The sequence below is a fragment of the Pararobbsia silviterrae genome, from assembly GCF_003628125.1.
GTDB classification, from domain to species: Bacteria; Pseudomonadota; Gammaproteobacteria; order Burkholderiales; family Burkholderiaceae; genus Pararobbsia; species Pararobbsia silviterrae.
Map to the genome: position 1 here is coordinate 193,519 of NZ_RBZU01000001.1, position 11,696 is coordinate 205,214.

The following is an 11,696-nucleotide window of genomic DNA, read 5'->3' on the forward strand; positions in this document are numbered from 1 at the left end:
GTGCGGCGCACGCCGTGAGATTCAAGTCGCGCGCGGTCGGATTCAAGCGCCGTGCGCGAGCTGCGGGCCGCTCCCTAAAACGCCGCGACACGCGAAATCGCCGTGCATCGATACGTCTCGACGTCCCGAGCGGGCAGTCAGGATGACCGAGCGACGGGCTCGCGCCAGCGTTCCCATTCGACGAGGACCGGCTCCGACGCCGCATCGCCGAGCCACATTTGTCCGTCCTGAATCGTGCACTGGAGCCGCATCGTCCGTTGCGCAAGGCCCGCGAGTGCGGCTGCGCATCCTTCGCGCAGATTCAGCACGGTCAGGTTGCGCACGCGCGCGACGCGCGATTCGACGGGTTTCCACCAGATCTCCGACGCCCTGCCGCCATAGCTGATGACGCGCACCTGTTCGGCCCGTCCCGCTGCCTTGAGGATGCGTCGGTCGTCGGGCTGACCGACGTCGATCCACTGGACGATCGCGCCGGTGAGGTCGGTTTCCCAAAGGTCGGGCTCGTCGACATCCGACAGGCCCTTGCAGAACTCGAGTCGCTCGCTCGCGAACAACGCGAACGCGGCGAGCCGCACCATCATGCGTTCGTCGGTTTCGGACGGGTGCAGTGCGATCGTCAATGCGTGGTCGGCGTAGTAGTGCCGATCCATGTCGGCGATCTGGAGATCGGCCTTATAGATGGTCGATTTGAGGGCCATGAGTCCGCGAAGTCCGTTTCAAGAGCGAGGCGCGATGATAACCGCTGCGCGCACGAGCGCCGGAACACGCACGCCGAGCGTCACGGCGCGCACGATCATGAAGAGCATGAACGCGGCCCACAGGCCGTGGTTTCCGAACGCGTGTCCGAGACCCATGGCGGCTGCGAGAAACAGCGCCATCGCGATCGCCATCGAGACCATCATGTCGCGCGTGCGCGTCGCACCGATGAACATGCCGTCGAGCGCGAAGCTCCATGCGGACAGCAGGGGCGACAGCGCCGCCCAAGGCAGATACGTGCGCGCGGTCGCACGCACGGCCGCCTGGTCGGTCAGCCAGTCGATGATCGATGGACCGATCGCCAGATAGCACAGGCTGAAGGCGAGCGCGCCGCCGCCGGTCCAGATCAGCGTCACGCGGATCGCGGCGAGCAGCGCCGCGCGATGACGTGCCCCGAGCGCGGCCCCGACGAGCGCCTCGGCCGCATTCGCGAAGCCGTCGAGCGCGTAGGCCATGAACGTCTGGAAATTCAGCAGCAGGGCATTGGCCGCGAGCACGGTGTCGCCGAGTTGCGCGCCCGTGTGCGCAAACCATCCGAAGCTCACGACCAGACAGGCGGTGCGCACGAAGATGTCGCGATTGATGCCGATCATATGAAGCATCGCGTGCCGCTCGAATACGGCAGGCCATCGAATCGGGCGCAAGCCGCGCGGGCGCAGGATCGCGAGCAACGCCATGCCGAGGACGAATCCGACCGCATCGGCGCACGCGGTGGCGGCGCCGATGCCTGCGATGCCCCAGCCGAAGCCATAGACGAACGTCAGCACCGCGACAACGTTGGCGACGTTGACGACCCATTGCACGAGCAAGGCGAGCCGCGCATGTTGCGTGCCGAGCAGATAGCCGAGCACCACGAAGTTCGCGAGCACGAGCGGCGCCGCGAAAATACGCGCCGAGCAATAGGCCATGGCCCGTGCCTGGGCCGTCGGACTGCCGCCGAGCAGACCGATGACGAACCGGATCAACGGCGCGCGGACGGCGAGCACGACGATGCCGAATGCGAACGCGAGCGACAGCGCACGCAGCACGATCGCGCGGAGCGCCTCGGCGTCACCCGCGCCATGCGCCTGAGCGACGAGACCCGTCGTCCCCATGCGCAGAAACGCGAAGCCCCAAAAGACGAACAGGAAGAACAGGCCGCCGAGCGCGACGCCGCCGAGCACGGACACGTCGGCCATGTGGCCGGCGATTGCGGTATCGACGGCCGACAGCAGCGGTTGCGTCAGATTCGCGAGGACGATCGGGATCGACAGGCCCAGCACCTTGCGATGCCATGCGCCGGGGCTCGACGGAAAGTCGGTGGACGGACTGGACAGGCTGGCCGGCGCGCTCAATTCGTGGGCTCGTCAGAGGGTGTCGAATGGGGGCTCTATTATCGACAGGTCGAAGCGATGTGCACAGCGTGCGCGTTGTGTCGAGCGAATGCGCAGCGAAGGGCGAACGGCGCGCCGAGGAACGCGCGCCGTCGCAAAGGACGAATGGCCGAGCGAGGGGCGAACAACCCGGCGGCCGATGGCCGAACACACAGACTTCGCGCCGTGTGTCGCGCATCGGGCTGATGCGCGCCGCCATTACTCGCCGCCGCTACTCACCGCCGTTACTCGTCGCCACTACTCGTCGCCATTCGAGCCGGCTCGCCACGCGAGTCGTCGAGCTTGGCACGGATCGCATGGGCCCGGAACCGCAAATAAATCGAACGCGTATTACACCTGTTTACCGCACGCGCGGCCCTTGTTTCATCGTTGCGTTGAGCGCGCACAGGCATAGAATGTCCGGCAGCCGGGCGTGTTCGATTCGACCCGGCCTTGACCACCCGAAACGGAAATATCATGCAGATCGGCTCCATCGTGAAGTCCACACATATTGCGGTGCCGGCTGGCGCACTCGGCATTGTCACGCGCATTCTCGGCAATATGGCGATGGTGACCTGGTACGAAGGTCACCCGGGTGCATCGCGAAAGCTCAATACCGAGCCCTTTTTCCTCGAAGACCTCATCGATACGGGCGACCAGATTCCGTCGCCGAGCAACTCGATGCATTGATTGCACTGATGACGCGCGAAGGGCCGCCAATCCCGCGACCCTTCGTCATGGCGTCCTCCGGAATCGTGTGCGCGGCGTGATCTGCTCGCCATGAGCATGCATCACGCATGCCCTCCATACCGTGCACGGCGGCTTGCCGCGATCGCCTGAATGGCCCGAATCGCCCGCTTCGATCGGTGTCGGGCAGAATGGCGGTATGGATCCCTCTGCCCTTTCCCCCGCACCGTCGTCCGACGTGCCGTTTGACGGACTGACGCCCGAGTGCGTGCTCGACGCGATCGAAAGCGTCGGTCTATGGCCCGACGGTCGCCTGCTCGCGCTCAACAGCTACGAGAATCGCGTCTATCAGATCGGCATCGACGGCGATGCGCCGATCGTCGCGAAGTTCTATCGTCCCGCGCGTTGGAGCGACGCCGCGATCCTCGAAGAACACGCGTTCGTCGAGACGCTCGCGAGCCGCGAGATTCCGGCTGTGCCGGCCCACGCGATCGGCGGCCGGACGCTGCATCACCACGCAGGTTTTCGCTTTTCGATCTTCGAGCGTCGCGGCGGCCGCGCGCCCGAACTCGAGGATCGCGATACGCTGACGTGGCTCGGCCGCTTTCTGGGCCGCATCCACGCGATCGGCGCGCTGACGCCCTACGACGCGCGCCCGGCGCTCGATATCGCATCGTTCGGCCGCGAGCCGAGCACGTATGTGCTCGACCATGATTTCGTACCGGCCGATTTGCGCTCGGCGTATCAGACCGTCGTCGGCCTTGCGCTTGAAGCGATCGAGCAGGCTTTCGAACGCGCGGGCGACGTCGCGCAGATCCGGCTGCATGGCGACTGCCACGGCGGCAATGTGCTCTGGACCGATGCCGGACCGCACTTCGTCGACTTCGACGACAGCCGCATGGGACCGGCGATCCAGGATCTCTGGATGCTGCTGCCCGCGGGCCGGGCCGAGCAGGCGCGCGCGCTCGGCGATCTGCTGGCGGGCTACGAGGACTTTTGCGACTTCGATTCGCGTGAGCTGTATCTCGTCGAGGCGCTCCGGACGCTGCGACTCATCCACTACAGCGCGTGGCTCGCACGGCGCTGGCACGATCCGGCATTCCCCGCCGCGTTTCCGTGGTTCAACACGCAGCGCTACTGGGAAGACCGGGTCCTCGAATTGCGCGAGCAGGTCGCCGTGATGACCGAACCGCCGCTCTGGCCGGTCTGATCGCGCGGCCGATCGCCTACTCGCGCGGCGCCTCGCTGCGCGACGCGTGGAGCGTGCGCAGACAGTGTTCGGCATCGCCCACGACGAGATGCGCCGAGCGCGCGAGCATGAGATTTCGGGGGAGACCGAAGTCTTCGACCGTGAAGCCGCTCGAGTCGATCGCGATACCGTGCGCATCGCGGCGATGCGGCACGTGATCGACGATCGGCCGCGCATCGTCGATATAGGCCCAGACGGGCTTGTCGAGCGCGATCGCGAAACCGACTTCGAATGCGGTGCCGGAATCGGGTTCGTATCCGCGAAATAGATTGAGGTTTGCGAGCACGAGATCCGCATCGCGAATCAGCGCGATGTTTTGCTCGTAGATCCAATGCGCGGCCGCGGAGCCGGCAAGGCCCGCGGGCAATGCATTGTCGAGCGGATAGAGACCTTCGAATCCGTAGCGCGCGCAGAGTCGCTTGAGTTCGGCGCCGCGCTCGACCGCGTCGGCGCGGAACACGTCGAAGCCGGCAAGATAGATGCTTTCCAATCCGGGACTCCGTATCGAGGGAACGGGGTCCTTGAATGTATCAGGTCCGGGCGGCCCTGCATTCGTGCGCGCGGCGGTTCAGCGGCGCGAGGTGTCGGAAGACTCGACGACACCGTTGGCATCAAGCAATACCGACGGCATCAAGCGACGCCGCCGACATCAAACGACACCGCAAGCATCAAGCGACACCGCAAGCATCAAGCGACACCGCCGACGCCATTAAGCGATCAGCCGCATCATCCGATGTCGGTAGCATCCGTCGACACCACCGGCATCGTCCGACTGCGTGCGATCAACCTGCGTTGATGTACGCCGTCTTGACCGTCGTGTAGAACTCGCGCGCGTAGGTGCCTTGCTCGCGCGGACCGTAGCTCGATCCCTTGCGGCCGCCGAACGGCACGTGATAATCGACACCCGCCGTCGCCGCATTGACCATGACCATGCCGGCCTGCGCATGACGCTTGAAATGCGACGCGTACTTGAGCGAAGTCGTGCAGATCCCCGTCGACAGACCGAACTCGGTATCGTTCGCGGTCGCGAGCGCTTCGTCGTAGTCCTTCACGCGAATCACCGAGGCGACCGGACCGAACACTTCCTCGCGATTGATCCGCATCGCGTTCGTCGTGCCCGTGACCAGCGCCGGCGCAAGAAAGAACCCTTCGGTATCGCGCTTGACCTGTTCGCCGCCGACGACCGTTCCACCTTCCGAACGCGCGATCTCAATGTAGTCGAGATCCTGCTTGAGCTGCTTCGCATCGACGACCGGCCCGATCTGCGTATCGGCCGCAAGCGCGTGACCCACGCGCAGCGCACGCATCTTCTCGGTCAGCGCCGCGACGAAGCGATCATGAATCCCGTCGGTCACGATCAGGCGGCTCGATGCCGTGCAACGCTGCCCGGTCGAGTAGAACGCACCGTTGAGGCAGGCCTCGACCGCGACGTTCAGATCGGCGTCGTCGACGACGACCATCGGGTTCTTGCCGCCCATTTCGAGCTGCACCTTCTGACCCGCGGCGAAGCATTTCGCGCCGATCGCGCGTCCCGTCGCGACCGAACCCGTGAAGCTGATCGCATCGACGTCGGACGAGCCGACCAGCGCTTCGCCGACGACCGAACCCCGGCCCATCACGAGATTGAGCACACCGGCCGGCAACCCCGACTCGACGAGAATGCGCGCGATCTCCCACGTGCAACCCGGCACGAGATCCGCGGGCTTGATGACGACCGTGTTGCCGTAGGCGAGCGCGGGCGCGATCTTCCACGCCGGAATCGCGATCGGGAAGTTCCAGGGCGTGATCATGCCGATGACGCCGAGCGGCTCGCGCGTCATTTCGACCGTGAGACCGGGCCGGACCGACGGCACGAGCTCGCCGCCGATACGCAGCGCTTCGCCCGCGAAGAACTTGAAGATCTGCGCCGCGCGCCCGACTTCGCCGATCGCCTCGGGCAAGGTCTTGCCTTCCTCGCGCGCGAGCAGACGGCCGAGCTCTTCCTTGCGCGCGAGTATCGTCGAGCCCGCGCGATCGAGCACGTCGAAGCGCAGTTGCGGCGTCGATACCGACCACGACTTGAATGCGGCGCGCGCGGCCTGGACCGCCTGACGCGCTTGCGCGGCGTCGGCTTGCGCATATTCACCGACGATGTCGGCCGTGTCGGACGGATTGATGTTGCGGCTGATGCTCGCGCCGCCGACCCATTGACCGTCGATCAGATTCTTGAATTCAGACATGGTGCGTGATCCTATGAGGTCCGGGCCGCGCTCGAGGCCCGAGAAAAAACGCGCGCACCCCCCTGGAGACGAGATGCGCGCGCCAAATACCCCCTGCCAGGGGTGACCGGTGAATTTTAAAGCTGCACGACCGAACCCGGCGCATTGCGCGTTTCGAGCGCCGCGATCGGGTTCGACAGCGGTGCGCCGAAGCCGGGCGCCGAAATGCGGAACACATCGCCGAGCTGCGTGCGGATGCCATCGGCGAACGACAGCGTTGCCGTGCCGAAGAAATGCACGTGCAGATCGCCGGGTTCGAGGAACTGCTCGTACTTGAAGTGGTGGAATTCAAGGTTCTCGAGCGTGTGCGACATATTCTGCGCACCCGACAGGAACGGCTTTTCCCAGAGGACCTTGCCGTCGCGCAGGATCTGCGTCGTGCCTTCGACGTGCTCGGGGAAGTCGCCAAGGATCAACTCGGGGCCGTACGAGCTGTAACGCAGCTTCGAATGCGCGAGGTACAGATAGTTGCGCTGTTCCATCACGTGATCCGAGTACTCGTTGCCGAGCGCGAAGCCGATCCGATACGGCTTGCGATCCGGACCGATCACGTAGAGCGCGGCGATTTCGGGTTCTTCGCCCGCGTCTTCGGCAAAGCTCGGCCACGGCAGCGCCGCGCCCGGCGCGACGACCGACGAGCCGCTGCCCTTGTAGAACCACTCGGGCTGCGAGCCGATCTCGCCGCTCGCGGGCTTGCCGCCCTCGACGCCCCACTTGAAGATCTTCATCGAGTCGGTCAGCGTGTTCTCGTCCGTCGAGATCTTGTGATGCATGCTGTCGCGCGTCGTCGCGCTGCCCAGATGCGTGAGGCCCGTGCCGCTGACGAACCAGTGCGCGGGATCCGGATGATCGACGGGCGGCAGCGCGCGTTGCTCGGACAGGATCGCCTTGACGGAGTCCGTGCCTTGCGTGCCGCGCTTGGCGATTTCCTGCGCGAGGCCATGCTTCGCGGCAATCGCGGCTTGCGCCAGCGCGAGAACGGATTCGGTGGATTGAACGATGCGTACGGTGTCGTCGTCACCGTCTGCGCCGGTCACGCCGACCGCGCGTTGACCGGATGCAAGCTTGAACTGAATGAGTCTCATGATTTCGAATAAGGGTTCCGCGAGGCGCGGAGATCTGCCCGGCAGGTCGTTCATGCGCCTGAAAGCGACGCAACCCGCCGGTATGGTGCGCGATCGCGCGTGTCTCGGCGCGCGACAGCCCGGATGAGTGTGCAGAGGAGTTTACTTGCCCGATGCGCGCTTCGATAATGAAACATTGGGATCATGTGAAAACCAAAGGTTATCGCCATGCTGCCGAGCATTCATTCGATCATGCGTCGCCTGAGAGGCCATCATCTCGCGTTGCTGATCGCGCTCGACGAGACAGGCTCGGTGCGCAAGGCCGCGACGCAGATGGCGTTGAGCCAGCCCGCGATCACGAAGGCCCTGCGTGAGATCGAGACCACGTTCGGCACCGAACTGTTCATGCGGTCCTCGCGCGGCATCGTGCCGAACGAAGTCGGACGCAGCGTGATTCGGCATGCGAGGCTGATCCGTTCCGAACTCGGCGACCTGCGCGAGGAGATCGCGGGCATTCTGCGCGGCAGCGGCGGCACGCTCGCGGTCGGCGCCGTGATGGGCGCGATTCCGACCTGGATGACGCCGGCCCTGCGCCTGCTGCGCGATCGCCAGCCCGATATCTCCGTCGAGGTCTCCGAGGACACGAGCGCGCGCTTGCTCGGCATGCTCGATCAGCGCGCGCTCGATGTCGTGCTCGGGCGTCCGAACGTGAGCATGCATGCCGAAGCGTACGACTTCGTGCCGCTCGCGGCCGAGCATCTCGAGTTCGTCGTCGGCGCGCAAAGCCCGCTGGCCACGCGCAAGCGCGTTCAGCTACGCGAGTTGTCCGGGCTGCAATGGATCGTGTTTTCGGCGCAGATGCCGATGCGGCTCGTGCTCGAACAGGTCTTCGACGACGCGGGGATCGATTTCCCCGCGCATGCGCTCGAAACGTCGTCGACGTTTGCGACGGTCTCGCTGCTGCGCTCCGACGACAAGCTCGTCGCGATGATGCCGAGCATGGTCGCGTCGTATTTCGAAACCTGCGGCCTGCTCAAGGTCCTGCCGATACAGGTCAATAGGATGAGCGTGCCGTTCGGCGTCGTCACGCGCAAGGGCGCGCCGCATTCGCAACCGGTCGAAGCGTTCATCGCGTGCTGCATGTCGCTCGACAAGGCGATGCGCACGCCGTAGACGTGGACGCCGTCAATGGCACGCGGTCAATCGCACGCCGTTAATGCACGCCGTGAATGCACGCGTCATGGATGCACTCGCCGTAAACGCACACGCCGCGGCGAACCGCGGCGTGTCTTCCGTGACCGACCGAGTGCAGACTCGGCCGGACGTCATGCGGGATCCGGCGTGGACTCAGTGCGAGTCGCGCGGCACGGGCGCCCCCGAACTGCCGACGAGGAAGTCGAAGTCCGCGCCCTGATCGGCTTGCTGCACGTGCTCGACATAGAGCTTGTAGTAGCCGCGCTTGGGCGACTCGGGCTTGACCCATGCCTGACGGCGGCGCTCGAGTTCCTCATCGGACACTTCGAGATGCAGCTTGCGCGCCTCGACGTCGAGTTCGATCATGTCGCCGGTCTGCACGAGCGCGAGCGGGCCGCCCGCGGCCGCTTCGGGCGACACGTGCAGCACGACCGCGCCGTACGCGGTGCCGCTCATGCGGCCGTCCGAGATCCGGACCATATCGGTGATGCCCTTGCGCAGCACCTTCGCGGGCAGCGGCATGTTGCCGACTTCGGCGAAGCCCGGGTAACCGCGCGGACCCGCACCCTTGAGCACCATCACGCAGTTCTCGTCGATATCGAGCGATTCGTCGTCGACCTTCTCGTGGAGCTCTTCGATGTTTTCGAACACGACCGCGCGGCCGCGATGCTTGAGCAGGCTCGCGGTCGCCGCCGACGGCTTGATGACCGCGCCGTTCGGCGCAAGGTTGCCCTTGAGCACGGCGATGCCGGCCTTCGCCTTGAACGGGGCCTCGAACTTCGTGATGACCTTCTCGTCGTAGTTCGGCGCGTCCTTGACGTTGTCCCAGATCGTGTTGCCGTTGACCGTCAGCGCGTTCTTGTGCAGCAGGCCTTGCTCGCCGAGCTGGCGCAGCACGGCCGGCAGACCGCCCGCGTAATAGAGGTCTTCCATCAGGTATTCGCCCGACGGCTGGAGGTTCACGAGGCACGGCACGTTCGAGCCGAGTTCCCAGTCCTCGAGCGACAGCTCGACGCCGATACGGCGCGCGAGCGCGATCAAGTGCACGACGGCGTTCGTCGAGCCGCCGATCGCGGCATTCGTGCGGATCGCGTTTTCGAAGGCTTCACGCGTGAGGATCTTGTCCATCGTGATGTCTTCGCGAACCATGTCGACGATGCGGCGGCCCGCCATATGCGCGAGCACCTGACGGCGCGCATCGACCGCGGGAATCGCGGCGTTCTGGGGCAAGCCCATGCCGATCGATTCGACCATCGACGCCATCGTCGACGCGGTGCCCATCGTCATGCAGTGGCCGCGCGAACGGTTCATGCACGACTCGGCTTCGGTGAATTCTTCCTTCGTCATCGTGCCCGCGCGGACTTCCTCGGACATCTGCCAGACGCCCGTGCCCGAGCCGATGTGCTTGCCGCGGAAACGGCCGTTGAGCATCGGACCGCCCGAGACCGCGAGCGCGGGCAGATTGCACGATGCGGCGCCCATCAGCAGCGCGGGGGTCGTCTTGTCGCAGCCGACGAGCAGGATCACGCCGTCCATCGGGTTCGCGCGAATCGATTCCTCGACGTCCATCGACGCGAGGTTGCGGAACATCATCGCGGTCGGACGCAGGTTCGTCTCGCCGAGCGACATGACCGGAAATTCGAGCGGCAGACCGCCCGCTTCGCGCACGCCGCGCTTGACGTACTCGGCGAGCTCGCGGAAATGCGCGTTACACGGCGTGAGCTCCGACCACGTATTACAGATGCCGATCACCGGCCGGCCGTCGAAATTGTCGTGCGGGATGCCCTGGTTCTTCATCCACGATCGATGGAGGAACCCGTCCTTGCCCTCGATACCGAACCATGCGGCACTGCGCAAAGGCTTCTTGCCGTTCTTGTTGTCGTTTGAATGATCGCTGCTCATCGCTGTCTCTCCGTGTCCTTCAAGGTCATGCCGCGCCCCGTCACCGGCCCGATGCGGGTGACATATGCTGCACTGCGCCACGTCTGCCGCGACGTCTCCAATCGCGGCCGGTGTGACAAAGGCATTGAGGGTAGTCTTGCGTCAGGCTCGGCGTCTAATGAAATGTCGGCCGTCAGGCATATAAAAATTGATATAGTTCGCGCGTCCTCTTAGATGCCTGAAGTTCAAAAATGGATACCGCCCCGCAGGACAAGATGCCGCAGCGACGCCTGCGGCTTCAGCAATTGCGGCTGCTCGTGAGCCTCGACGAGACCCGCAACATGGCGCGTTCGGCCGAGAGTCTCGGCATGTCCCAGCCCGCGGCATCGCGCGTGTTGCGCGAACTCGAGGAACTCATGGGCATCGCGTTGTTCGAGCGCTTGCCGCGCGGCCTGCAGCCGACGTGGTTCGGCGACAGCATGATCCGTCACGCGCGCACGGCCCTGTCGGCGGTCGATCATGCGTTCACCGAAATTGCCGCGATGAAGTCGGGCCTCACGGGCGTCGTGCGCATCGGTACGATCATGTCGCCCGCGACGGCCCTGATCCCCGATGCCGTCGTGCGCGTCAAGCAGCGCTTCCCGCAGGTCCGGATGATCGTGCGCGTCGAGTCGAGCGACACGCTGTTCCCGATGTTGCGCCAGGGCGAACTCGATATCGCGATTGCGCGGCCGCTCGAGGAAGACAAGAACCAGGACATCGAATTCGAACCGCTCGCCGGCGAGGACGTCTGCGCGATGGTGCGCGTCGGCCATCCGCTCGCGCGCGCGTCCGAGGTCTCGCTCAACGAGCTCGCGCGCTGGCCGTGGGTCGTGCCCGAGGCCGGCTCGGTGCTGCGCCGCCGTTTCGACCAGCTGTTTCGCGTGAACCGCGTGACGCCGCCCGCGGACTTCGTCGAGACGGGCGCGCAGTTGCTGATCACGAGTCTCGTCGGCCGCTCGGACACCGTCGCGCTGCTGCCGCGCGAGGTCACCGAGTACTACGTGAGTCATGGCGTCGGCGCGCTCGTGCCGATCACGCTCGATTGCCGCATGGACCCGTTCGGCATCGCGACGCTGCTCGAAGCGCCGCTGTCGCCGGCCGCCTTCGCGGTGCTCGAGACGATACGCGAGCGCGCGGCCGAACTCTATCTCGACGAACGCGAGCCCCAGACCGGCGCGCGCGTCTGACGCGCGGCATGCGCGCGCCGCGCCGG

10 protein-coding genes are annotated in these 11,696 nt (G+C 65.4%); 4 read left to right on the plus strand and 6 right to left on the minus strand.

The features are described 5' to 3' along the window. Positions 1-137: 137 nt before the first annotated feature. Complete coding sequence (locus tag D7S86_RS00800) at positions 138-698, minus strand: YaeQ family protein (RefSeq protein ID WP_121082190.1); 561 nt, start codon at positions 696-698, stop codon at positions 138-140. 18 nt (positions 699-716) lie between these two features. Further along, positions 717-2,090, minus strand: a complete 1,374-nt coding sequence (locus D7S86_RS00805; RefSeq protein ID WP_121082192.1) for an MATE family efflux transporter — start codon at positions 2,088-2,090, stop codon at positions 717-719. 495 nt (positions 2,091-2,585) lie between these two features. On the opposite strand from D7S86_RS00805, the gene D7S86_RS00810 reads away from it, so the two are divergent. Together D7S86_RS00810 and D7S86_RS00815 are read left to right on the plus strand one after the other, a co-directional pair. Beyond that, entirely contained in the window at positions 2,586-2,798 is a 213-nt protein-coding gene (locus tag D7S86_RS00810) for a hypothetical protein (protein ID WP_121082195.1), read from the plus strand. A gap of 196 nt (positions 2,799-2,994) precedes the next feature. Further along, complete coding sequence (locus D7S86_RS00815; RefSeq protein WP_121082197.1) at positions 2,995-4,005, plus strand: serine/threonine protein kinase; 1,011 nt, start codon at positions 2,995-2,997, stop codon at positions 4,003-4,005. A 16-nt stretch (positions 4,006-4,021) separates the two neighbouring features. Here the strand turns inward: D7S86_RS00815 and D7S86_RS00820 are convergent, their stop codons facing one another. The 3 genes from D7S86_RS00820 to araD1 form a co-directional block, all read right to left on the minus strand. After that, a complete protein-coding gene (locus D7S86_RS00820) occupies positions 4,022-4,534 on the minus strand; it encodes a nucleoside 2-deoxyribosyltransferase (RefSeq protein ID WP_121082200.1) in 513 nt (170 codons plus the stop codon). Positions 4,535-4,826: 292 nt separating this feature from the next. Next, complete coding sequence (locus D7S86_RS00825) at positions 4,827-6,263, minus strand: aldehyde dehydrogenase family protein (protein WP_121082203.1); 1,437 nt, start codon at positions 6,261-6,263, stop codon at positions 4,827-4,829. Between the two features lie 116 nt (positions 6,264-6,379). Continuing rightward, the gene (gene araD1 / locus D7S86_RS00830; protein ID WP_121084149.1) at positions 6,380-7,387 is read right to left on the minus strand and encodes an AraD1 family protein; all 1,008 of its coding nucleotides are present in this window, start codon (positions 7,385-7,387) and stop codon (positions 6,380-6,382) included. A gap of 207 nt (positions 7,388-7,594) precedes the next feature. Here araD1 and D7S86_RS00835 point away from each other — a divergent pair, with 207 nt between their 5' ends. Beyond that, positions 7,595-8,539, plus strand: a complete 945-nt coding sequence (locus tag D7S86_RS00835) for a LysR substrate-binding domain-containing protein (RefSeq protein ID WP_121082206.1) — start codon at positions 7,595-7,597, stop codon at positions 8,537-8,539. A gap of 174 nt (positions 8,540-8,713) precedes the next feature. Here the strand turns inward: D7S86_RS00835 and D7S86_RS00840 are convergent, their stop codons facing one another. Continuing rightward, positions 8,714-10,462, minus strand: coding sequence for an IlvD/Edd family dehydratase (locus D7S86_RS00840; RefSeq protein ID WP_121082209.1), 1,749 nt, complete (start codon positions 10,460-10,462; stop codon positions 8,714-8,716). A gap of 230 nt (positions 10,463-10,692) precedes the next feature. On the opposite strand from D7S86_RS00840, the gene D7S86_RS00845 reads away from it, so the two are divergent. Continuing rightward, positions 10,693-11,670 carry a LysR family transcriptional regulator gene (locus D7S86_RS00845; protein WP_121082212.1) on the plus strand — a complete coding sequence of 326 codons (978 nt, stop codon included), beginning with the start codon at positions 10,693-10,695 and terminating at the stop codon, positions 11,668-11,670. Positions 11,671-11,696: the final 26 nt, after the last annotated feature.

Bases quoted from the DNA above. Each gene is read 5' to 3' on its own strand.
- D7S86_RS00835 (WP_121082206.1), top strand. From the start codon at position 7,595: ATGCTGCCGAGCATTCATTCGATCATGCGTCGCCTGAGAGGCCATCAT.
- araD1 (WP_121084149.1), bottom strand. From the start codon at position 7,387: ATGAGACTCATTCAGTTCAAGCTTGCATCCGGTCAACGCGCGGTCGGC.
- D7S86_RS00810 (WP_121082195.1), top strand. From the start codon at position 2,586: ATGCAGATCGGCTCCATCGTGAAGTCCACACATATTGCGGTGCCGGCT.
- D7S86_RS00800 (WP_121082190.1), bottom strand. From the start codon at position 698: ATGGCCCTCAAATCGACCATCTATAAGGCCGATCTCCAGATCGCCGAC.
- D7S86_RS00840 (WP_121082209.1), bottom strand. From the start codon at position 10,462: ATGAGCAGCGATCATTCAAACGACAACAAGAACGGCAAGAAGCCTTTG.
- D7S86_RS00845 (WP_121082212.1), top strand. From the start codon at position 10,693: ATGGATACCGCCCCGCAGGACAAGATGCCGCAGCGACGCCTGCGGCTT.
- D7S86_RS00815 (WP_121082197.1), top strand. From the start codon at position 2,995: ATGGATCCCTCTGCCCTTTCCCCCGCACCGTCGTCCGACGTGCCGTTT.
- D7S86_RS00825 (WP_121082203.1), bottom strand. From the start codon at position 6,263: ATGTCTGAATTCAAGAATCTGATCGACGGTCAATGGGTCGGCGGCGCG.